Raw genomic sequence first — 21908 nt, 5'->3', positions numbered from 1 at the left:
TATACTTGAGAGGCGTTTTTACTTTCTAGAAAAATTATTTTTCATTCTTAACCATAGATAAAGCGATTCTGCCTTTGTCAGCATCAATATTCTCAACCCAGACTGTTACAACATCACCAACAGAAGCAATATCCATTGGGTGCTTCACAAATTTATTCGCCATCTTCGAGATATGAACAAGGCCGTCTTGTTTTACACCAATATCGACGAACACTCCGAAATCGACAACATTTCGTACGGTTCCCTGCATTTCCATGCCAGGTTTTAAGTCTTCCAATGATAAAACGTTTTGCTTTAACAATGGCTGTGGAAAATCATCGCGCGGATCTCTCTCCGGACGACTTAACGCATCAAGTATATCGATTAGTGTTGGTATGCCGATTTCTAATTTCTCAGCAAGCTCATGCTTATCATAAGTATTGATTGTTTCACGTAGCTTCGCTGAACCTATATCGGTAAGCTCACAATCCATCATCTTCAACAGACTTTCGGTCGTTTTATAGCTTTCAGGATGGATTGGTGTTCGATCAAGTGGATGTTCTCCATCAATAATACGTAAGAAACCAATTCCCTGTTCGTAAGTCTTTGCACCGAGTCGTGGAATTTTTTTCAATTGTTTACGGTTAGTAAATTTACCTTCTTCATTTCGTTTCTTCACAATATTATTCGCTACAGTCTTGCTTAGGCCAGCTACATATTGCAAAAGTGAGGAGGAGGCAGTATTTACATTAACTCCTACTTGGTTAACCGCTGTTTCAACTACAAACGTTAATGATTCATTTAATGCCTTCTGACTAACATCATGCTGATACTGGCCAACACCGATTGATTTCGGATCAATTTTAACAAGCTCTGCCAATGGATCCTGTACCCGACGAGCAATGGAAGCTGCACTTCTTTGCTCAACTTGTAAATCGGGGAATTCCTCACGTGCCAATTCCGATGCTGAATAGACACTTGCACCAGCCTCATTCACGATAATGTATGGTATATTCAACTGATTATTTGCGATTACATCAGAAATAAAATGCTCTGTTTCTCGTGATGCCGTCCCATTTCCAATTGCAATCAGCTCTATATCAAATTTCTTCACTAATTCTGTTACGATTTTCTCTGAACCAGCGATATCATTTTTTGGTGCTGTCGGATACATTACTCCAACATGCAAAACTTTCCCTGTTTCATCAACAGCAGCAAGCTTACAACCTGTTCGAAATGCAGGATCAACTCCTAAAATAGACTTGCCCTTTAACGGTGGCTGGAGTAATAGGTTTTTAAGATTTACAGAGAAGACGTCGATTGCCTGTTCTTCTCCTTTTTCCGTTAAGCTATTACGAATTTCCCTTTCAATCGATGGTTGAATTAACCGTTTATAGCTATCCTCGATTGCAGCGGTTAATAATTCAGCTACTTTCCCTGTTGTTGATCTTTTTACTACTTTTTTTAGTAAATAATCATTAATTCGGTCAATCGGAGAATCGATGGTAACCTTTAATACTTCTTCTTTCTCTCCGCGATTAAGTGCTAATATTCGGTGGGATACAAGCGTTCGAACCGCTTCATGGTATTCATAGTACATTTCATACACATGTTTCTCGTCCTTCTCCTCGTCCTTTACCTCAGAACGGATAACACCACGCTTAAATGTCTCTTCACGAATATAATCGCGATATTCGGCATTATCGGAAATCCACTCAGCAACAATATCATTTACACCAGCTAGGACATCCTCTATTGTATGTAATTCATGCTCTTCACTTAAATAATTCTCAGCTTCCATGTTGAGATTAATTATTTCTTGCTGCCAGATGAGTTCTGCCAACGGTTCTAAACCTTTTTCCTTGGCAATCGTCGCTTTCGTTCTTCGTTTTTGTTTATAAGGTCGATAAAGGTCCTCTACTCTTTGTAATTGTGTTGCACTTATTATCTCACGCTCAAGTTCCTCCGTTAATTTGCCTTGCTCATTAATAATCCTTAATACTTCCTGTTTTCTATCCAAAAGATTGACAGCATAGTGCCATTTATCTTGAACGGATTTTATTTGAACCTCGTCCAATCCGCCGGTCATTTCCTTGCGATATCGAGCAATAAAAGGAACAGTATTTCCCTCATCTAATAATGCAATTACTTTATTCACGGTGCTGGCTTTAATTTCAGTTTCTTTTGCAACCCAGCCCATTAAATCTTGTGCTAATTGTGCTGCCACTGTGTTTCCTCCTTTAGTTACTCTTTTATTCTATCAAAAATACAGTTTTTTTCCTAATTGCAATCAATAGTAAAAGTTCTTGTATATAGTACTGACTCACTGGTAAAAAGCAAAGCTAGAAGTTCATCTAAAGACTTGGTAATCAATAATAAAAGGACGTACACGAATGTGCCGCCCTTTTAAACTCAAATAAGTTTCTTCATGCTTCATAACGCATTACGATTAAAGTTGTATCATCATCTCTTGCTTTTAAGCCTTCCTGTGCAAAGGTCTCCGTGATTCGATGAACATTATCAAGAGTAAAATAATCTTGTGAAAGCTCTTTATCCGATACGCCATCAGAATACATTATAAAGCTCATTCCAGATTCAATTTTCCCCTCTTCAACTTTAAAGGTACGTTTGATGCCTGCTAAATATCCAGCATTTGGGATATTACGTTTCTTCTTTTTATTTTTCATGACAGTTATTACCCCAATATTCCCAATTGAAGAGTAGGTATACCTCTGTGAATTGAAATTAATTTTCAAAATGCCAAGAACTGCACCGCGTTTTCCTTGCAGCTTTTTATTGCAAAGCTCCACTAACTGCTCGACAGAAACCCCGAGGTTCTCTTTTATAATATCAACTATAATCTGCGAGGATTCTTTGGCGAATTCACCATTTCCTAATCCATCAGCGATCGCACAAATAAATTCATTATCTGATTCTGCATAAAAATAACTGTCACCACAGTAATAATTTCCTTGCTTGGCCTTTTGAAATACAGAAACATCTACCTTCTGACTTGTATTCAATCGAAAACCTCCGTGCTCTCAGACTGAATCGCTTCCCTAAGCTTACGTAATGAACGCCGTTGCAGACGCGATACATGCATTTGCGAAATACCAAGGATTTCGCCAGTTTCCTTCTGACTTAGATTTTCGAAATATGTATATTTTAATATTTCTTGTTCGCGCTCAGAAAGGATAGGGAGAATCTTTTCAAGAATAATTTTTTGATCTACGTTATCATAACCATCGTCAGTATTACCGACAATATCCAATATGGCAACCGTACCACCGTCTGAATCTCCTTCAACCTTGCGATCAACGGAAAGTGCTTTATAGCTTTTACTCATTTCCATTGTTTCTAAGATTTCCTCTTCTGATGCTTCGAGATATTCTGCTATTTCTTTAATGGAGGGAGACTTTTGATTTGCAGTTGTTAATTCATCTACAGCCCTTTTTATCTTTGGTCCTAATTCTTTAATACGTCTTGGTACATGTACACTCCAAGTCTTATCGCGAATGAATCGTTTTATCTCTCCTATAATGGTTGGAACAGCAAAGGATTCAAAGGATTTACCAAATGTGGCATCATATCTTCTAACTGCTGCTAGTAATCCAATCATACCTACCTGTACTAGATCTTCATGAATCATACTATTCCTTGAGTATTTTCTAGCAATTGATTCTACAAGATTTTTATATGTAAGCACAATTTTTTCTTGCACCACTTCATCTGTCGGCTCTTTTTGTAGAAATTCAATCCATTGGTAAACCTCATCTCTTCCTTTATTGTGTGGTTGAGATTTGGTTGTCATCAATATCCACCTCTGCTTCGTATAAATACTTAGTCATTAGTACTATGACACCATAGTTATTGTTGATGCGTACTTCATCCATTAATGCATTAATAAGAAACAGACCGAAGCCCCCTTCTCTTAAATCTTCAACAGATTCATTACCCACATATGGTCCAATATCATCTTTTATTTTCTTTATATTAAAGCTGCCGCCATGGTCAGCAACCATGATTTCCAGTTTATTCTCATAAACTCCAAACCCAATGGTAATCTCACCTTGATCACCATCTTTATACGCATGTGTTACTGCATTTGTAATTGCTTCAGAGATGGATACTTTTAAATCTTCAATATCTTCATAAGAAAATCCCATCCGATTTGCAATTCCAGACAAACTCAAACGAATGACACCAACATATTCTGCTTTTGCAGGAATCTTCATCTCAATAAAATCAAAGTTTTCCATTTACACTTCCACCTCGAATCGCTGTATCTATATCGATAATTTTATCTAATCCCGTAATTTTAAACAATCGTAATACACGGTCTTGTAAATTTACTAATTTCATACTGCTATTGTTTTCCTTTGTCGACTTCAATGCACTTACAAATATACCTAGTCCTGTACTATCCATATACTCAACATTTTCTAAGTTGACCTCAATAATATTTCCAGTTAGCTTTGTCAATGGTAAGAGATCCTCTTTTAATTTTGGTGCAGTATATGCATCGATCTCGCCAGATAAATTCATAATAAATTTACCTGCTTCTTCATGAATGTTCACTGTTAAATCCATAATTCTCCCCCTCTGACTACTATTGACTGCGAAGCAACAAATCAGATACTGCAGCCATCTATTTAAAGTGTCACATCGTTCACTTTCCCTATTAACGAGAAGCTTAAACTTCTTTTCGCAAAATAAGTAATGTGAAATCATCCGCTAATTGAAAGTTTTGCAATCGTTCAAAATGCTTGTACACATTGGTTACCAGCTCTTGTGCAGGTAAATCAATATACTGTTTTATGACGTTTAGCACTTCTTCCATCTCAATAAATCGCTCTCCATCCCTGCACTCCGTCACACCATCTGTTAAGAAAATCAACATATCATTTTCATGAATTTCTAATTCATATTGTTTGTAATCCGTATCAGGTAATACACCTAATAATAGCCCTTCCGTTTCTAGTTCGACAAAAGTTCCATTCTTGGCATTATAGTAAAAACCGGGTTCATGACCCGCTGAAGCATACTTAAGTTTACTTTCTAAGGGATGATATTGTGAATAGACCATCGTGATAAACATACTAGGATCTACATTTCGCTCAACCACTCGATTTAGATTTTTTAATATCATCCCTGGGCTCATCTTATCCTCTGGGAAGCTATCAATCGCGTATTTGATCATTGACATACACAATGCTGCTGGTATGCCCTTTCCAATGACATCAGCCATTGCGATTCCGATAGAGCCATCATTTCCCTTCACAAAGTGGTGATAATCACCATTCATTTGGTTCGCAGGAACACTAATAACACCAATATCCAAACCTTCTACTTCTGGTATTGTAGTTCCTAGAAGAGTTTCCTGCATACTAGCTGCTACAGATATTTCTGATTTAAGTGCAAGCTGTTCTTCTCTTAACATTTGGACTTCCTGAAGTGAAAGACCATAGGAAATCATTGCTTCTAGTAAAAAATCCATGGAATGTTTTACATCGAGGTTTAAATTCGGGTATAATTCGCCTAATGCTTGGATGTGTAAGTTCACGATTTCATCCGGAAGTATATTATTTTTAATAAAAGATTTACTAACTAGTTCTACACCATATAAGGATTGTTCGCTTTGATTTGTTATATAGTCTTTAAGCAGTGTTTTATAATGAGCGATGTCCAAGTCCATAATTTTATCCATAATAGACCCTCCTAGTATTGCAGTATTGCTTTTTACTCATATTGGAAACACAGTAGGATTTAGCAAATTACCGTTTATTATTTGGAAGGTGGGTATTAGCGAACCCATTTAACTGTGCTAATCTGTGTTCCCTGTCCAACTTCAGACTGAATATCAAACTCATCCATCAATCTTTTTACACCTGGAAGACCTGCTCCGAGGCCACCGGAAGTGGTATAACCATCTTGCATTACTTGGCTAATATCAGTTATTCCTGGCCCTGTATCAATTGCACTCATGCTTAACCCTTTGCGTTCTATTGTTTCCAATACTTCAAAGCAAATTTGACCTTCCTCTGAATATAAATAGATATTCCTTGCCAGTTCCGATACCGCAGTTGCTATCCTAGCCTGGTCAACCGTACTGAAGCCAAGTTTTTTTGCCATTTCTCTACCGAGCTGCCTAGCACTGACGATATCCCATTCTTTTCTAATTTTAACGCAGGACTGTGGGGACATATTTATACCCCCAACTCTTGGTACAGTTTAATTAGGCCTTGTTCTAAATCCAATGCTGTAGCTACCTTTTGCATATGGATACCAAGGTCGATTAATGTTATCGCTACTGCTGGCTGAATACCTGTTAGAACTACTTTCGCCCCCATAAGGTCTGACATTGTGATTACATCGCCCAAAACCTTCGCAATAAAGGAATCAATTATTTCTACAGATGTCAAGTCAATTACAACTCCTGTAGCACCGGTTTTGTGTATCTTATCTAATAAATCTTCCTGAAACTGGATTGCTGTTTTATCGTCTATTTCTGTTTGAATTGAAATCAATAAGTAATTGTATAGTTTTAGAATAGGGATAGGCAATGTTTTCACTCTCCTTGTAAAGCATTTATCATTTCTTCAATGCCATCTTCTTTAGGTTTCAGATTAATAACTTTTCGATTAGTAATTTCTAATGCACTAATAAACCCTTTCTTCAATGAGCTTTTTGTCGGTAAATTAGTTAAATCGATACCGAGATTTACAATAGTCTGTGCAATTTCAGGTCGAATACCAACAAGAATACAATTTGCACCAACCAATCGTACCGCTTCCGCTGCTTGGATAATATGGTGAGCTACCATCGTATCAACTACTGGAACACCAGTAATATCAATCAGTACTACTTCTGAATTATGCTTGATTACTCCTTCAAGCAAGTTCTCCATAATTAGTTTTGCACGTTCTGTATCAATCGTACCAATTAAAGGCATGATCGTAATTCCATCCGTCACTGGTATAAGTGGTGCTGACAATTCTTGTAATGCGATTCGTTGAATGGACAGAATATGTTCCCAGCTGCCAGTGTATTCATTAACCAATTGATGAATAATCGGTTCTACCCATTCATCTACACTTGCAAGCACCTCTGAAAAGAAGTTCGTGTCCACCTGATCTGATTTACTTAGAATAAAGTCAATGGTCACCCGTCTAAAAATTTGTAAGCCATCAGTGATATAACTTAACGGCCATCCTAATGTAATAAGCTTTTCCGAAAATGTGACGATCTCAATTAATGACCCTCGCTGTTTAATACTTGTAAATATCACATTTACAAATTCACGGTTTGTACTTTCAAATAATTCATCAGATGTAGTAGTTTTAAATTCATCTCTTTTCAATGAATCCAATTTTTCTAACCACATTTGTACAATCTCATCACTATTTTCGATAGCAATTTGCATCAACTTAGTTTTCATCGTATAGCCCCCGCTTATATAAAATAATATTATAAATATTGTTGCACGTTCATGTATTTTGCGCAAACTTTAGGTGTTTAAAATAGAATTCTCACGAAATATTATAACATAGTAGTATTTTGTGATGAGGTCTCCATATTTTGCAATAAATAAAAATACCCTTCTATCGAATTAGGAAGGGTATCCGCTAATGGCCATTATAAATATCCTTGAGTCCAAGGCTTATCTCTACTGCTTGATTAATTTTCTTCATCATTTCATTATCTAACTTTGTAATCTTATCAGTTAATCTTTGCTTATCTAACGTCCGAATTTGTTCTAACAAGATGACTGAATTACGTTCAAACCCATATCGTTTCGCATCGATCTCGACATGTGTTGGTAATTTAGCCTTTTGGATTTGTGCGGTAATTGCTGCAACTATGACAGTTGGACTAAAACGATTACCGATATCATTTTGTAGGATCAACACCGGACGAACGCCCCCCTGCTCTGATCCAACAACAGGAGAAAGGTCTGCAAAATATACCTCGCCTCTTTGAACAATCAAAATATTACACCCCGATCACAGAGCGCTCTAAGGTGTAATCAGCCTCCTCTTCAGCCTGAAAAGCTTCTGAAGCAATTGTCAGATTAATGCGGCCCATTTCTACGTAACCTCGCTGCATTGTTTCATGAAATTGTTGTATATGCTCATCTTTTTTATGTTGTAGATAGTTTTTCGTAGCCTGACATATGAAATCACTTAAATTACTATTTTCATACTGCATTAATCCATCCACCTCATTTAGTAGGTTTTTTGGTAATTTTACTACCACTTCCTGCAAGCTCTCTGACAAAACCATGCACCTCCGCCAACTGTTGAACAAACATTATAAAATTCTCTTTTAATAATATCATTGAATTAAATGGTTTGCAAAGGGTTGTGGCGATTTTTTTGGGAAATCCTTTGTTTTTGTCGTTTAATATTCATTAAAATGTGGTATAGGTCCTAATTATTGTCATTAAATTCAGGTTAAATGGGATTTCTAACTATCGTTGATCCTCCTGTAAACTATATGCATTAAATTTTCATATGATGACAGAAATTATGGACATCAATACAGCGTTCATACAGAATTCAGAGCTGTCATTCCAAATAGAAGCTTTTCTTTATCATAATACGGTAGTAAACCCCCACTTAATATTCTAAGGGGGGCAAGGAGGATATCCGATCATTTAATTTATGGAATCAATACCCTTCTGGTATGGCAGAAATACCATTAGGGATATCTGCCATTTTATTTTGTGATTTTTCCTTGAACCGATTCTGCTACTCTGATCATCTCATCTTTCGTTAACTCATCACTCGCTAAAATATAATCTACGCCATCGTGTGTCCACTCTAATGTTTTATCTGTAAGGGCTGCAACGGTGTATCCCAGGTTAATGACTTCACCTTGCACCTCTTGTGGTTCAGTTAACGTAGGTAGTACTTCTGCATGCTCCTCAATTAACGTAAAGCTCCGTTCCCCGGTAAAGGTTAAAATAACACGATTGCCATTTTCTAATTCCACATTTTTCTGTTCTGCCAGTTCAGCACCCGCAGTATATTCTGGGAGCATGACAGATAGCACTTGTTTTGAATCCGATTCCGATTCAGCTTCCTCTCCAGATGCAGTGGCACTAGCAGCGCTTGCCGCGAGATTCTTATCGATCGTAAAGTCATCCTCTGCAAATTTCGAATCCAATTCAAAGCTAGCAAAGTTGACTTCTACCAATACATTATTATCTTTATCAAGTACTTTTACAGTAACAGGTGTTAAGGTCTTTTTATCAAAGTAAATTTCCTGACTAGGTAAATTATTATTACTTTGATAATTCGTTTTTGTTCTAAAAATATAATGAGAATCATTCGCTTCAAACGCTGCCTCACTATCCTTTAATACATCATTGACAAGCGACTGGTACAAATAAGGCTGGCTGCTGTTTTGCGGCCATTCTGATTGAAATTTAAAACTCTTTTTTAATGCAGGTGTTAACACGAATACGCCATCCTTATTCTTTAAAATGATTTGACTTCCCTTATCATCTATATTATTTGATAGGGCCACGCGATAAAAATCTTTCTTCTTATGCCAAATATCGATATTGAACTTCTGTTCTTCTTGTCCAGTATTCATTGACATTTCTGCCTGTGCTTTGTAAGAGCTCATTTCCTCAAGATTTTCGCTCAGTTTCTTGACAACGTCCTCCTGTGACTTCTCCCCACATGCAGCTAATACGAGAATTAATAAGCCAAAGATAAGCAGCTTCCAGTTAAACACCTTACTCATTAACATATCTCCCCCGTCTCTATTAGCAAAGGTAACTACCTATTTCCGCAAAAGCCAAGATTTGAGATGAGCCTTCTATATTTTTACAACAAGTATTGTATAAAAAGGTATCATATCGCTCTTTTGCGTTATCCTAATAGTCACTCTGCTCCATCCTACCCGCATTAAAAATATATGAGACAACCCTGGGAAATATGTTAAATTTCAAAAGCTTAAAGCTAGTTTAGAGACGTACGGAGGTAAAGGAAGTCTCGCTAGTCTCTGGGCGCTGGAGCTGGACGTGGCTTCCCTAGTCACTAGAATTGCAATGAGAAATTCTTTATCCGTTCTTTTGTTAAATGCTTGTTCACTGGTAAACTTATACTAGTTGGAGAAGTTATAATTCCGCCACTTCCAGCACGACCTGAGCCACTGCATAGTCACGACTATGTGTGATGGAAATAAAGCTACGATATGTTTCATATCCAAGAGCGGTAATTATCGGGGCACCATTTACACCCCGTAGAACTTCAATATGTCGAAAGCTCAGCTTGCCAATTCCTGTACCAGCAGCCTTTGCAAATGCTTCTTTAGCAGCAAATCGGCCAGCAAGGAACTCCACTTTCCGATGGTGATTTTCAAGTTGATTAAATAAATCCTTTTCATTCTTTGTTAAAATTCGATCTACAAATCGAGTATTTGCCTCTATGCTATTTTTTATTCGGTCTAACTCGATAATATCAATGCCAATTCCTTTAATCATTTTAGTTTTTACCCCACATTCATTCTTCATGAGCTTATAGTAGTCATCCGAATTAAATTTACGTATTATAATAATAGTACCCAACTTTGTTATCATACAACAATATTTCTTATAGAAGAAATTATTTAAGACCAATTAAAATGCCCTTTTTGTCCTGCTTTTTGAACATGTACTTAAAATAATAATTATTTTAGTTGTTGAAGGGAGTCCATTATGTTTATTCGTAATGAAAGAAGTATAAAGGAGTTCATGCAATCCTATCCAGTGGTGTCCACGCTTATCATTATTAATCTTGTATTATGGCTATTCATTAACTTTCTGCAGCTGCCAATTGGTTTAATGATTCATGACTGGGCTATTGGCTATAATCTATTTGTTGCTGCTGGTGAATACTGGCGTCTCGTCACCCCGATATTCCTGCATGGAGACCTCATGCACGTTCTATTCAACTCATTCTCACTCGTTCTATTTGGGCCCGCTTTAGAACAGATGCTAGGAAAGCTTAAATTTCCCTTTGCCTATCTCGGTGTTGGTATCATTGGAAATATTGCAACCTACTTATTTGAACCACTGCACTACGCACATTTAGGTGCATCTGGCTCCATTTATGGTCTCTTTGGAATCTATGTTTTCATGATATTTTTCAGAAAGGATTTAATGGACAGTGGGAGCACACAAATGATTAAAGCAATTGTCATCATTGGCTTAATCATGACGTTCTTTCGTCCGAATATTAATATTTTCGCTCATCTTGGTGGATTTATCGGTGGTTTAATAATTGCTCCACTTGTGCTTAAAAATGTCCGTGCATATAATCCTTGGCAACAGAGACGCTATCGTACGGATGATGATTCGATCCAGTTTGATCCAAACCGCTGGAACAAGAAACGCATTCTGCCAACGAAGCTAAAGCAGAACCTTCCATGGATTATTATCGGGATTCTCGCATTATTTGGCTTGTTGAGCAGATTCTTTTAAACCCATATTATTGAAGTAAGGGGACTTAGGCAACGCACGCAATTGCCTAAGTCCCCTTATAATTGATAATAACAGGCACGAGTCTCGAGTATGTTGGTACAATCAATGTTGATAGTTAGCGGTTTTGTCATTCTCTTGTTTCTAGATTCTACCCTATCTTCAGCGGAAGAAATACACGAAGACTCCTGCGGGAAGAAGAGCCTAGGTGAGACTTCGAAGTGCGACAACACAAGAAGGCTCACCAGCTCCCCTAAGGTGCGCGTAGTGTATTTCTGGAGCGACGGCCAAGGAAGTAAATATCATCCTAAGTTATATTAATAACGACAAACAAAGCGAAATAGCTTAAATGTCCCGGTAAGAATACCAATCCGATAGGTTATCAATGGTTTCCGCATCGAGCTCTTTCAGAAAATAATGTGCTCCTGCTCCCATTTTACCTATAATTGAGACATGCATATTCCCGAGCTTTTGTTTACGATGAATGATATGCTGCTTTTTTTCGAATGATTGAATACGATTGTGGTACATAATCATCGTTCTCTTACTAAACAAGCGGTATCGTAGCATTAACTGTTCCCCTTTAACTTGATAACCTGCGTCTTTAAAACGGAGATATCCTAAATAAATGAACACGAGCAATAACAATACCGGTAACAAGCTAAATTGCGGAAAAAAGTAGAATACGACAACACTAGCTAAAAGGAAGAAGATACTCGACCGTAATAGATAGTACTTCAGTGCTCGCTTCGGTAATCCTGTCCATTCTTCTTCTTTTATTGCATAATTCGGCAAAAATTCGGCTAGAAAAGATGCGACCTCCTTCTTCTTCATAATTGGAAATAACACTGTTGCTGCGTCCTCACCTTTTCCTGCTGTCCCCCCTGCAACTTCAGCGAACACCGTAACATATCCCAAGGGTTGTCTGAGGATACTCTCCTCGATTCCAATTGCCTGGATTCGTTTTAATGGGATTGTAACTTGCTTTTTCTCCAATAATCCCCTCGTAATAAATAACTCCTCATGATGCTTTGTTATTGTGAAATTTCCATATTTAATTATCGTTCCTGCAATACCAAATAACCAAACAATAAGCAATACTAGAAATGCTAAACCGACGATAAAGAAGATACTCAAGCCAATAATCCATTGTACTGTCGTTTCAAAAAAATGTTCAGGGATAAATTGCTCAATCTCCGATAGCCCTCCACCGAGAATTGCAAGAATAATTCCGAGACTTCCTGACGTAGAACCAGCAAGAAACAGGCGTTTAAATGAAATGGTAGAAGTTGGGTGTTCCGGCTCGTCCTCATCCTGTTCAATAAATACTGTTTTTCCTTTTTTTAACTCATTTTGCAGTCGTTCCCCTTCCGCAAATTCGACTGCCTGCAGTGATGCCTCAGCACCATCACCACTTCCTGCTGTTTCAATTTGTACTTTTGTTAGCTTAAATATTCTGTGCAGGACTCCTTGGGTTAAATCAATCGATTGGATTCGATTTTTAGAAATAAACCTTTTTTTCCGAATAAAAACGCCATATTCAATACGCAATTCCTCATTTTCAATCCGATATGTATAACGATACCAAGAAAGAAAACTAGAAACGAGACCTAAAACAATAATTACAACAATAGCAAGAATATAATAAAAAAGACCATCCTCTCGAAATGAGAAAAAGCCCAAAATAACCAAGAAAACCATTTGTTTTAAACCTTTAATTAAGTTAAATAGAATTGCTGCCGGATGTAAACGTCTTCCTTTAGACATCATCTTCATCCACCCTTGCCAGTGCAGAAATTCGATCACGCAATTCAGATGCATCCTCTTCTAAAAGTGCTGGGATCTCATGGGTTGTTGCTGCCGTTGAAATGGTGACACTTGCTAATTGATACTTTTTCAGTATAGGGCCTTGCTTCGTATCTACATGCTGGACGCGAATCATTGGCACCAATGTACGAGACATAATAAGTATCCCATGCTGGATATATATTTCTTGTTCAAATATTTCGTAACGCCATCGCCTGAAACGAATCTTTGGTAAGACAATTACCGATAGATAGGTGCTAATAATGCCAATGAATGCTGCTATTAGTACATACCAATATGGCAATTCAAAATAATACGTGACAATGGCAAATCCAATAATCGCAATCCAGAATATTATTTCATAAATTGAAGCTGTTATTCTCCAAGCCTTTATTGCATCTGTAGCTATTGTATTCTTTGGTGGCTGTCTCATTCTTTCCCTTCCTCTCCTTAATATCCCATCCTATTTACGAAAATAAATATAGAAAGGTTTCAATCCTTGAATATTTAATAATGATACTAAACATTTGCCATATACCGGCGTGCACGCAGTGGATATCGGCGTCTTTCTCTAATATATCGGCTTGTTCGGCAAATATATCAGCGTATTTTCAATTATATTGGTATCTTTGAGTTAATAAAAAAAACTCCTAATAAATAGGAGCTTTTTTCTGTTCATTTTTATTGATCGCGATTTCTGCGTTTTTGGAAGTTTCCTTTGCGGTTTCTTCCTCCACTTTGGTTTCGTCCGCCGCCTTGATTTCTAGAACCTTGGTTACGTCCACCATAACGATTATTATTTGAACGACGTTTATCAGAGCCATGTGCTTTCTTCACACTAATTGGTGCTACTGAAGAAATTCTAACAGGGGTATCTCTGCGTTCTTTTGTTAATAATTTCAATGCAGCTGCAATGACAGTAATCGAATCATTATCTTGTAATAATTCATTTGCCGCTTCATGATATGATTTTAAATCTTGTTTATCGATTGTTTTTTGCAGTTTATCAATCGCTACTTGTTGTTGGCCTCTTTGAGCGTCTTGGTTAGTAGGAGGCATTAATCGTTTCATTTTACTATTCGTAACTTTCTCAATTAAGTGTAAATGCGCAATTTCTCTTGGTGTGATAAATGAAATTGCTTCTCCTGTACGTCCAGCACGACCTGTACGTCCAATTCGGTGTACATAGCTTTCTGGATCCTGTGGAATATCAAAATTATAAACGTGAGTTACACCAGAAATATCCAGTCCACGAGCAGCAACATCTGTTGCAACTAATACATCTAAGCGTCCGCCTTTAAATTTATTTAGAACAGACATACGTTTGCCTTGTGTTAAATCGCCATGGATTCCTTCTGCACGGTATCCTCTTGCTTGTAATCCTTCAGTAACTTCATCAACACGCTTCTTCGTTCTAGCGAAAACGATTGCGAGTTCCGGTGAATTAATATCTAAATGATTATTTAACGTATCGAATTTGTACTTCTCTGGAATTTCGATGAAGAATTGATCAATATTCTCTACAGTCATCTCTTTTGATTTTACTTTAACTTCTTTTGGTTCCTTCATTAACTTAGAAGCAATATCACGGATTTCTCTTGGCATTGTAGCAGAGAATAATAATGTTTGACGCTCTTCAGGAATTCCTTTAAGAATATCACGAATATCATCAATGAATCCCATGTTTAGCATTTCATCCGCTTCGTCTAGTACCGCTACTTGAACGTTCTCAATGTGAATCGTTCTTCTGCGCATATGGTCAAGCAATCTTCCCGGTGTTGCTACAACAATTTGTGGGCCATCTTTTAATGCACGAATTTGGCGGTCCATAGGTGATCCACCGTAAATTGCTAATGCACGAACACCTTTGAATTTTGCTAGTCGGTTTATTTCTTCTGCAACCTGAATTGCAAGCTCTCTTGTAGGGGCCACTACTAAACCTTGGATCTTTCTTAATTTTGAATCGAATTTCTCGATCATTGGAATACCAAATGCTGCTGTTTTACCTGTACCTGTTTGTGCTTGTCCGATTACATCGTGTCCATCAAGTGCAAGTGGGATTGTTTCTGCTTGAATTGGTGTTGCTTCCTCAAATCCCATTTTTTCTAATGCTTTCATGACAGGTGCTGAAACACCTATTTCTTTAAATGTTGTCAATGAATTGTCTACTCCTTTTTTTGTGAAAAATTTATTCGCAAAAGAGGCCCTGGTTTTTCTCATACTTTATTCTTTATATAGTTTTCCCAGTTTGTAATAAGGTAAACTTAACTTTTTTAAGAATATAATATATAACTCGTATCATATATTTACGTTTCATTGTAAAGTACAAAAAAGGCTTCACCAATTTAGGTAAGAGGCCTCAAAACTAATGCTTGTACAAGTATAGCATAATTAAAGTAATGTTAGCTACTTCTTGCCGGATTAATGTTAATTTTTTCTGCATCATGTTAAAATGGGACATACTTGGTGGTATCAATCTTAGGGTTGAACTAAATTATTCAACATAAAAATAATAATCATTCAATACTTCTATTGTGAAAGGGAAGTTAAAATTCGATGCGTATTTCTCCATTTAATCCATATATAGCTGTTATCATCGGTGTTATTGCAATTTCAACTACAGCTATTTTTATTAAGTTAGCAAGTGGAGCACCTATTACAATCATAGCTAATTATCAGCTATTAATTGCCGTAATTATTATGAGTCCAACTATCGTTACAAAATATAAACATGAATTTCAATCTAATACGTGGAAAAATTGGCTAAACTTGATTATCTCAGGGATTTTCTTAACGATCTATTTAATTCTATTCATGGAGTCCTTACAACGTACATCTGTTTCGAGTTCAGCTTTGATACTTACATTACAATCTATCTTTACTTTACTGCTGCCTTTTATCTTTCGTCAGGAAAAATTATCCTCAGGTGCATTTATTAGTGCAATCATTATATTATTTGGGAATGCAATTATTCTACGTGGGGACTTCTTATTAGGAACTGACGTCTTTTATGGAGATATTTTTGCAATTCTAGCAGCAATTGCATTCTCTATTTTTCAGCTGCTTGCACAGCCAATGCGAAGACGCGTATCATTCATCACCCATACATTTATCGTGTTTTCGGTTGGTTTAGTTGTATTAACTATCTATAATATAGGCCAACAGCATTCTTTCGTTAGTTTTCCTGTACATTATTGGTGGGTATTTATTGCACTCGCAATTGTTCCAACTTTTTTCGGTCAATACTTATTTAATTGGGCTGCAAAGTGGATGAACACTTCAACTATTTCTTTCGCTATTACATTTCAACCTGTGGGTGCAACAATTCTAGCCTTGCTTATATTAAATGAAATGGTTTCTTGGTATCAGGTTTTGGGTGGCTCGATTATTATATTTGGTTTACTCTTGCTTATTGTCAGCACAACTAAGAAAATAGAGTTCACTATTTCTAAAAAAGCAAGAAAATAAATTCAGTACGATGATTCGTATAATTGACACAGAAAGGCGTGCAAATAATACTACCTTATTCCTATTTGCTGATATACTATTAACATTAACAATAAAGTAGGTGTTACCATGACAATTCAACTAATGACAGACAGTGGTGCTGATATTCCTAAGCAATTAAACGATACCATTGATATTAAAGTTATTCCTTTATATATAAATTTTAGTGATGGAGAATATAAAAGCGGTGTCACATTAGATTTAGAAGGTTTTTACAGGAAAGTAAAGGATTTAAAGGAAGTACCTCGTTCGGCTGCTCCAAGTCCGAATGATTTCTATATGGAATATAAGAAGGTTGATCCCAATACTCCAATCCTAATGCTAAGCATCTCAAAAGGATTGAGCAGCACGTATGAGAATGCGTTGGCAGGGAAAGATATGTTGCTTGAAGAGGAACCTGATCGCAAAATTGAAGTAATCAATACAAAAACAGCATCAAGCGGGATTACACTTTTGCTTCAAGAAGCAAAAGATAAGATAGAAGAAGGTTATACGTTTGAGCAGCTAACAAGCCATCTGACAGAATGTACCGAGCATATTACAACTCTTTTCGTATTGAAAACCCTTGATAACCTAGTACTAGGTGGGCGATTAGATAAAGTAAAAGGAAAAATTGCAAAAACCCTTAATATCAAATTACTTATGCGTGGCAGTAACGAGGGAACAATTGAAGTGATGGAAAAAATCCGGGGAGATAAAAAATCAATTAGACGCTTTATCGATCAGATTGGCGAGTACACGAAAAATGTTGAAAACAAAGTAATTGCAATGACACACTGCAATGATGAGCAGCGTGCAAAAAAAGTGCTTGCCGACATTCGAAATAAGTATGCATTTAAAGATGCTCTATTAACGGAAACTGGACCGCTTATTTCCACTTATGGTGGGCAAGGTGCATTGGTTATTGCCTTTTTTAAAGATTAGAAAACTTGGTTGTCACCAAACTGTTAGGGTGACAGCCTTATTTGTACGTATTCGTTAAAATAGAATTTATACTTTCTAATTTACTAAAAAATCATATACCAATGTATTCAACGTATCCCGATCATTTCCCAGACAAATAAGATGCCGTGATTGGTCAAAGAATACGACTTCTTTTTTCTCAGAGAGAATTTCTTTCTCCAAAAAATATGCTGTTTTATAAGGTACCATTCCATCTAGTTGACCCTGAGCAATTAACACTTGTGAATTAATTTTCTTTAAATAACGTCGAGTGAATTTAACTAACCTCATAAATTCAATATTTGCCCGCATTGGAATCGCCCGTGCACTCAGCTTCTTTTTATAGTGGAGATACAGTTTATTTTCACCAAGGGTTCCTCTAATTCCATCACCGATTACAGCTCCAATATCTAAAGCGATTTGTCTAAAGTTCAAATACTTACCAGAAGCAGCTAACAGTACAAGCTTATCGATATTATATTTTGCTGCCAAATAGGCTGCAATCATACCTCCCATAGAAAAACCAATTAAGTATATTTCATCAAAGTCTTGCTTCATTTTTTTAAGCTCATTCTCGGCTGCTGTAATCCAGTCTTTATATGATGCATTTTCGAGATGCAGCTCCAGTCCGTGACCTGGCAATGTCGGTACTTCAATATGCCAATCAGTGTTTTCTTTCAAATAATTTGCTAATGGTTCCACTTCATACGGTCCACCAGTGTATCCATGAATTACTAAGCATCCAATCATTAATCATTACTCCTTTTCGTTTAATATGTGTCAGCCTATCTACTATTATCCTATAACTTTTTACCATTTAGTTAGAAATTGCTCACTCCTTCACTAATTTTTACAATTTTTTTATATTACTACTTGTCGTTAATCAGAGCAGCAAATGCGAGTCACAGATTAGATCGGCGATAATAGAATGGATTAAATTTATATAAAGAAAAAAGAAAGCTGACCTGTATTATTGCTAACACCATCAGCTTCAAAATGTTTATGTTCTAAAGTTTTTAATAATCGAACCGAATTGTTGGATTATAGGTGAGACTTGGTGATAGGTACTAGCTATCTGGCCAACGGTTGATAACATCTTATCCAAATCAACTTGCCCCTTCTCATCCTGAAAATAAGATTTGAAATTACTGGCTGGTCCCCCATTTGGAGACTGTGCGAAATTAGGGTTCGTTGCTGCTTGATTTGCCCAGTTTAATGGTTGCTGTGGCTTTTGGAAATAGTCATAAGGTGTTTGTTGTATTTTTGGGCTATTGATTGGGTAGTTTTGCTGGAATGGTTGTTGAGAGTATATATTATTGTGAAAGTTAGTTTGTGGATAGACGGGCTCGCCCTGAAAATAGGAGGGATTATAATTCATCGATATACACCTCTTTACTTAATCATTTCTATAATAAAGTATGCATTAATTGCTAAACATGTGTATTCGACCTTTAATTTCCATATCCTCCGCATTTAGAACGCGAGCTATTAATAGTTGACCTATCATCCTCTTTACCTAATGCTACTTTTAGCTTTTCCTTTTGAAATCCTAGAATAGGGTATCTTCTATCCTCAATAAACGTTGCAGGTGTTCCAAAAATTCCTTCATTTTGCAGTTCCTGTAAATATAGTTCATTTTTTGTTACATTCTTCGTTTTGTACCTTACCTCCAATTTATCCATTAGATTCAATACACTGTTGCAATCTGGATTATTCTCACTAATGTAGATAATCACATTTTCATTACTCAAGATGATCCCTCTTCCTGATTGTAAAGTTAATGCATAGACAGCATTTTATCTGTACAGGTAATAAATACCCAATTTTTACATATAATAAACGATTTTAATACAAAAACTTAATATTTGTATCATAATATTTCTGATGCAATTTAGTACTCCTGATTAATGAAGAACATTTAAATCTTTCTGATTGATGTACCTAATTTCTTTAATAACTGAGTCGCCATCTCTTTCTCCTCTTCACTCAAAGCTGACATTATGTCTTGAATCATTTTCCTGTGTTCCGGGAAGATCTCATCCAATAATTCTTCGCCCTTTTGATCAATGCTCGCATAAGTAATCCTTCTATCACTTTCACATGGATTTCGCTTGATGTACCCCAATTTTTCTAGCTTGTTAACGATATATGTAATACTGCCGCTTGTGATTAAAATCTTTTTACCTATTTTCTGTAAAGGCTGCTGCCCTTTATGGTAAAGAAGCTCCAATACTGCAAAGTCGGTAAAATTTAGTCCTCTAGATTTAATATCTGCTTCTGCGCGTTCCATCACGGATTGATATGCTTTAGACAAGGTAACAAACAGCTTTAATGATGTATCATTTAATTTTTGTTCCATCTGATTCATCTTCTCTACCCCTTTTTTACTGATAAATAAGTCCTATTCTTTTTATCGGCGAAATCAACAAAATTTGTAATTCCCCTGTGAACAGAGCAGAAATTTGTATAATGGATATATACAAACTTTTGAAATCCGAATTAAAATAGAGAGGATTTACTAAAATGACAAACAAGACTGCAAAAGTCAATATTCTATATACGAGTGATATTCATGGACATGTTCTGCCGATGTTATATGGAACAAGTAAAAAGGCAGACATAGGACTTGCAAAATACGCGACAGTCGTGAAAGAATCACGAGCAAGGAATAAAGATGTTATTGTTCTTGATAATGGGGATTTAATACAAGGGACACCATTAATGACTTATTATGTAAATCATGCTGCAAACATAGAAAATCCTATGATAGGGATTTTTAATCAATTAGAGATTGATGCAGGTGTCATTGGTAATCATGAGTTTAATTTTGGTAAAAAAGTTCTAATAGATGCGTATAATCAATCCAATTATCCCTGGATTTCGGCAAATGTATTGGATTTAAATAGTGGTGATCCGCTATTTGGACCGCCCTATATCATTAAAACAATATCAAATGGAGTAAGAGTGGCAATTGTTGCAGTCACAACTCACTACATTCCAAATTGGGAATCGCCAAATCATATTAAAGATATTCAATTTGCCGATGCTTTCTCCACATTACAAAAATGGGTAAATCATATTCGTGAATCAGATAAACCAGATGTGCTAATTGCCGCTTACCATGGTGGATTAGAACGTGATCCGAAAACTGGGGAACCAACTGAAACGTTGACCGGTGAGAACCAAGGATATCAAATGTGTGAACAGATAAATGGTATTGACGTCCTATTAACCGGTCACCAACACCGGACACTCATAAGCAAGTGTAATGGTGTACTTGTTATCCAGCCTGGCAATAACGGGCGTGCCTATGGTGAAATTGAGATCAAGCTTGAGAAGAACAATAATCATTGGCAAATCTCTGATATACAAGGACATCTCCGCACATTGGAAAATATTGAGCCAGACCCTTGGGTGATCGACTATATGGAGGAACTAGAAGAATCTACACAAAATTGGCTTGATCAGCCAGTCGGTAATATTGAAGGGGACATGAGAATTACAGATCCACTCCAAGCTCGAATTAAAAAGCATGCATTTATACAATTTATTCAGGATGTGCAAATCGATGTCAGTGGGGTGGATATCTCGATTACCGCTTTACTAAATAATACTTCAACTGGATTTGGTCCCACTGTTACGATGAGAGACATCGTCGAAAACTATATGTACCCGAATACCCTTGTTATACTTGAATTAACTGGGGAAGATATTAAAGCAGCATTAGAAAAAAGCGCTGCCTACTTTATGTTAAATGAACACGGTCAAATAGTCGTTAATCATACTTATCTCGAGCCTAAGCCACAGCACTATAATTATGATATGTGGGAAGGGATTGAATATGTGATTAATGTAGCGAATCCAATCGGGTCAAGGGTGGAATCAATAAAATATCATGGAGAAAATCTTGTAGAAAATAAACCTTATAATGTTGTTTTAAATAATTACCGTGCTTCAGGTGGCGGAGATTATTTGATGTTCAGAAATAAACCTGTGAAGAAGGAGATCCAAAGGGACACAGTAGAATTAATTCATGCTTATTTTAAAAAGAATAAAACGGTTCAGGCGCATGCAGTAAATAATTTCATTATAAAATCTGATAATTTTTTAGGGACTACGGATAAATCTTAAAATCACCTTTAAGCTACAGCTTTTTAACAAACCCAAAAAGGAAAGGGAATTTAGCTCCCTTTCCTTTTTTATC

The 21908-nt window shown here is 36.5% G+C and carries 24 protein-coding genes; 4 read left to right on the top strand and 20 right to left on the bottom strand.

Going from position 1 to position 21908, the window contains the following annotated elements:
• Positions 1-34: 34 nt before the first annotated feature.
• From CUC15_RS03205 to acpS, 13 genes are all read right to left on the bottom strand, one after another.
• Positions 35-2179 (bottom strand): Tex family protein, encoded by a 2145-nt coding sequence (locus tag CUC15_RS03205; protein WP_114918365.1) that lies wholly within the window; start codon positions 2177-2179, stop codon positions 35-37.
• A gap of 226 nt (positions 2180-2405) precedes the next feature.
• On the bottom strand, positions 2406-3002 hold the full coding sequence (locus CUC15_RS03200; RefSeq protein WP_114915340.1) for a SpoIIE family protein phosphatase: 597 nt from the start codon (positions 3000-3002) through the stop codon (positions 2406-2408).
• Positions 2999-3790 carry an RNA polymerase sigma factor SigB gene (gene sigB / locus CUC15_RS03195; protein ID WP_114915339.1) on the bottom strand — a complete coding sequence of 264 codons (792 nt, stop codon included), beginning with the start codon at positions 3788-3790 and terminating at the stop codon, positions 2999-3001. Before sigB ends, CUC15_RS03200 begins: the two co-directional genes overlap by 4 nt.
• Entirely contained in the window at positions 3762-4238 is a 477-nt protein-coding gene (gene rsbW / locus CUC15_RS03190; RefSeq protein ID WP_114915338.1) for an anti-sigma B factor RsbW, read from the bottom strand. Before rsbW ends, sigB begins: the two co-directional genes overlap by 29 nt.
• Positions 4225-4569, bottom strand: coding sequence for an anti-sigma factor antagonist (locus tag CUC15_RS03185; RefSeq protein ID WP_114915337.1), 345 nt, complete (start codon positions 4567-4569; stop codon positions 4225-4227). Before CUC15_RS03185 ends, rsbW begins: the two co-directional genes overlap by 14 nt.
• 103 nt (positions 4570-4672) lie before the next feature.
• Positions 4673-5686: a PP2C family protein-serine/threonine phosphatase gene (locus tag CUC15_RS03180; protein WP_114915336.1), complete on the bottom strand. Its 1014-nt coding sequence runs from the start codon at positions 5684-5686 to the stop codon at positions 4673-4675.
• Positions 5687-5781: 95 nt separating this feature from the next.
• Positions 5782-6183 (bottom strand): anti-sigma regulatory factor, encoded by a 402-nt coding sequence (locus CUC15_RS03175; protein WP_114915335.1) that lies wholly within the window; start codon positions 6181-6183, stop codon positions 5782-5784.
• A 2-nt stretch (positions 6184-6185) separates the two neighbouring features.
• Positions 6186-6542: an STAS domain-containing protein gene (locus CUC15_RS03170; protein ID WP_114915334.1), complete on the bottom strand. Its 357-nt coding sequence runs from the start codon at positions 6540-6542 to the stop codon at positions 6186-6188.
• Between the two features lie 5 nt (positions 6543-6547).
• Positions 6548-7417: an RsbT co-antagonist protein RsbRA gene (locus CUC15_RS03165; RefSeq protein ID WP_114915333.1), complete on the bottom strand. Its 870-nt coding sequence runs from the start codon at positions 7415-7417 to the stop codon at positions 6548-6550.
• Positions 7418-7604: 187 nt separating this feature from the next.
• Positions 7605-7967 (bottom strand): type II toxin-antitoxin system PemK/MazF family toxin, encoded by a 363-nt coding sequence (locus CUC15_RS03160; protein ID WP_114915332.1) that lies wholly within the window; start codon positions 7965-7967, stop codon positions 7605-7607.
• Positions 7968-7971: 4 nt separating this feature from the next.
• Positions 7972-8256: a CopG family ribbon-helix-helix protein gene (locus CUC15_RS03155; protein WP_114915331.1), complete on the bottom strand. Its 285-nt coding sequence runs from the start codon at positions 8254-8256 to the stop codon at positions 7972-7974.
• A gap of 441 nt (positions 8257-8697) precedes the next feature.
• Positions 8698-9732 carry a LolA family protein gene (locus tag CUC15_RS03150; RefSeq protein ID WP_114915330.1) on the bottom strand — a complete coding sequence of 345 codons (1035 nt, stop codon included), beginning with the start codon at positions 9730-9732 and terminating at the stop codon, positions 8698-8700.
• A gap of 376 nt (positions 9733-10108) precedes the next feature.
• Entirely contained in the window at positions 10109-10474 is a 366-nt protein-coding gene (acpS, locus tag CUC15_RS03145) for a holo-ACP synthase (RefSeq protein ID WP_114915329.1), read from the bottom strand.
• 213 nt (positions 10475-10687) lie between these two features.
• Here acpS and CUC15_RS03140 point away from each other — a divergent pair, with 213 nt between their 5' ends.
• Positions 10688-11452, top strand: coding sequence for a rhomboid family intramembrane serine protease (locus CUC15_RS03140; protein ID WP_114915328.1), 765 nt, complete (start codon positions 10688-10690; stop codon positions 11450-11452).
• A 342-nt stretch (positions 11453-11794) separates the two neighbouring features.
• Here CUC15_RS03140 and CUC15_RS03135 read toward each other — a convergent pair whose 3' ends face one another.
• The 3 genes from CUC15_RS03135 to cshA all read right to left on the bottom strand — a co-directional run bounded on the left by CUC15_RS03135 (position 11795) and on the right by cshA (position 15412).
• A complete protein-coding gene (locus CUC15_RS03135) occupies positions 11795-13219 on the bottom strand; it encodes a PH domain-containing protein (RefSeq protein ID WP_242985935.1) in 1425 nt (474 codons plus the stop codon).
• Positions 13209-13688: a PH domain-containing protein gene (locus tag CUC15_RS03130; RefSeq protein ID WP_114915326.1), complete on the bottom strand. Its 480-nt coding sequence runs from the start codon at positions 13686-13688 to the stop codon at positions 13209-13211. The genes CUC15_RS03135 and CUC15_RS03130 overlap by 11 nt, the downstream gene beginning before the upstream one ends.
• Positions 13689-13936: 248 nt before the next feature.
• Complete coding sequence (cshA, locus tag CUC15_RS03125) at positions 13937-15412, bottom strand: degradosome RNA helicase CshA (RefSeq protein ID WP_114915325.1); 1476 nt, start codon at positions 15410-15412, stop codon at positions 13937-13939.
• Between the two features lie 399 nt (positions 15413-15811).
• Here cshA and CUC15_RS03120 point away from each other — a divergent pair, with 399 nt between their 5' ends.
• Both CUC15_RS03120 and CUC15_RS03115 read left to right on the top strand, forming a co-directional pair.
• Positions 15812-16723 carry a DMT family transporter gene (locus tag CUC15_RS03120; protein ID WP_114915324.1) on the top strand — a complete coding sequence of 304 codons (912 nt, stop codon included), beginning with the start codon at positions 15812-15814 and terminating at the stop codon, positions 16721-16723.
• Between the two features lie 108 nt (positions 16724-16831).
• Complete coding sequence (locus tag CUC15_RS03115) at positions 16832-17686, top strand: DegV family protein (protein WP_114915323.1); 855 nt, start codon at positions 16832-16834, stop codon at positions 17684-17686.
• Positions 17687-17761: 75 nt separating this feature from the next.
• On the opposite strand, the gene CUC15_RS03110 is transcribed toward CUC15_RS03115, so the two are convergent.
• The 4 genes from CUC15_RS03110 to CUC15_RS03095 form a co-directional block, all read right to left on the bottom strand.
• Positions 17762-18454: an alpha/beta hydrolase gene (locus tag CUC15_RS03110; RefSeq protein WP_114915322.1), complete on the bottom strand. Its 693-nt coding sequence runs from the start codon at positions 18452-18454 to the stop codon at positions 17762-17764.
• Positions 18455-18704: 250 nt separating this feature from the next.
• The gene (locus tag CUC15_RS03105) at positions 18705-19082 is read right to left on the bottom strand and encodes a YppG family protein (protein WP_114915321.1); all 378 of its coding nucleotides are present in this window, start codon (positions 19080-19082) and stop codon (positions 18705-18707) included.
• A 73-nt stretch (positions 19083-19155) separates the two neighbouring features.
• Complete coding sequence (locus CUC15_RS03100) at positions 19156-19455, bottom strand: glutaredoxin family protein (RefSeq protein WP_242985934.1); 300 nt, start codon at positions 19453-19455, stop codon at positions 19156-19158.
• A 167-nt stretch (positions 19456-19622) separates the two neighbouring features.
• Positions 19623-20072: a MarR family winged helix-turn-helix transcriptional regulator gene (locus tag CUC15_RS03095; RefSeq protein ID WP_114915320.1), complete on the bottom strand. Its 450-nt coding sequence runs from the start codon at positions 20070-20072 to the stop codon at positions 19623-19625.
• A gap of 155 nt (positions 20073-20227) precedes the next feature.
• On the opposite strand from CUC15_RS03095, the gene CUC15_RS03090 reads away from it, so the two are divergent.
• A complete protein-coding gene (locus CUC15_RS03090; protein WP_114915319.1) occupies positions 20228-21835 on the top strand; it encodes a bifunctional metallophosphatase/5'-nucleotidase in 1608 nt (535 codons plus the stop codon).
• The last annotated feature ends 73 nt before the right edge of the window (positions 21836-21908 follow it).

Source organism: Oceanobacillus zhaokaii, from assembly GCF_003352005.1.
Taxonomy (GTDB): domain Bacteria; phylum Bacillota; class Bacilli; order Bacillales; family Amphibacillaceae; genus Oceanobacillus; species Oceanobacillus zhaokaii.
The sequence above is the reverse complement of the archived record's forward strand: the minus strand, read 5'-3'. Positions and strand labels throughout refer to the sequence as shown.

What these genes read in the sequence shown, in the direction of transcription:
- CUC15_RS03095 (WP_114915320.1), bottom strand. Translation starts at nt 20,072, where the DNA reads ATGAATCAGATGGAACAAAAATTAAATGATACATCATTAAAGCTGTTT.
- CUC15_RS03120 (WP_114915324.1), top strand. Translation starts at nt 15,812, where the DNA reads ATGCGTATTTCTCCATTTAATCCATATATAGCTGTTATCATCGGTGTT.
- CUC15_RS03130 (WP_114915326.1), bottom strand. Translation starts at nt 13,688, where the DNA reads ATGAGACAGCCACCAAAGAATACAATAGCTACAGATGCAATAAAGGCT.
- CUC15_RS03175 (WP_114915335.1), bottom strand. Translation starts at nt 6,183, where the DNA reads ATGTCCCCACAGTCCTGCGTTAAAATTAGAAAAGAATGGGATATCGTC.
- acpS (WP_114915329.1), bottom strand. Translation starts at nt 10,474, where the DNA reads ATGATTAAAGGAATTGGCATTGATATTATCGAGTTAGACCGAATAAAA.
- rsbW (WP_114915338.1), bottom strand. Translation starts at nt 4,238, where the DNA reads ATGGAAAACTTTGATTTTATTGAGATGAAGATTCCTGCAAAAGCAGAA.
- CUC15_RS03140 (WP_114915328.1), top strand. Translation starts at nt 10,688, where the DNA reads ATGTTTATTCGTAATGAAAGAAGTATAAAGGAGTTCATGCAATCCTAT.
- CUC15_RS03185 (WP_114915337.1), bottom strand. Translation starts at nt 4,569, where the DNA reads ATGGATTTAACAGTGAACATTCATGAAGAAGCAGGTAAATTTATTATG.
- CUC15_RS03180 (WP_114915336.1), bottom strand. Translation starts at nt 5,686, where the DNA reads ATGGATAAAATTATGGACTTGGACATCGCTCATTATAAAACACTGCTT.
- CUC15_RS03105 (WP_114915321.1), bottom strand. Translation starts at nt 19,082, where the DNA reads ATGAATTATAATCCCTCCTATTTTCAGGGCGAGCCCGTCTATCCACAA.
- CUC15_RS03135 (WP_242985935.1), bottom strand. Translation starts at nt 13,219, where the DNA reads ATGATGTCTAAAGGAAGACGTTTACATCCGGCAGCAATTCTATTTAAC.
- CUC15_RS03165 (WP_114915333.1), bottom strand. Translation starts at nt 7,417, where the DNA reads ATGAAAACTAAGTTGATGCAAATTGCTATCGAAAATAGTGATGAGATT.
- CUC15_RS03150 (WP_114915330.1), bottom strand. Translation starts at nt 9,732, where the DNA reads ATGAGTAAGGTGTTTAACTGGAAGCTGCTTATCTTTGGCTTATTAATT.
- CUC15_RS03205 (WP_114918365.1), bottom strand. Translation starts at nt 2,179, where the DNA reads ATGGGCTGGGTTGCAAAAGAAACTGAAATTAAAGCCAGCACCGTGAAT.
- CUC15_RS03115 (WP_114915323.1), top strand. Translation starts at nt 16,832, where the DNA reads ATGACAATTCAACTAATGACAGACAGTGGTGCTGATATTCCTAAGCAA.
- sigB (WP_114915339.1), bottom strand. Translation starts at nt 3,790, where the DNA reads ATGACAACCAAATCTCAACCACACAATAAAGGAAGAGATGAGGTTTAC.
- CUC15_RS03090 (WP_114915319.1), top strand. Translation starts at nt 20,228, where the DNA reads ATGACAAACAAGACTGCAAAAGTCAATATTCTATATACGAGTGATATT.
- CUC15_RS03110 (WP_114915322.1), bottom strand. Translation starts at nt 18,454, where the DNA reads ATGATTGGATGCTTAGTAATTCATGGATACACTGGTGGACCGTATGAA.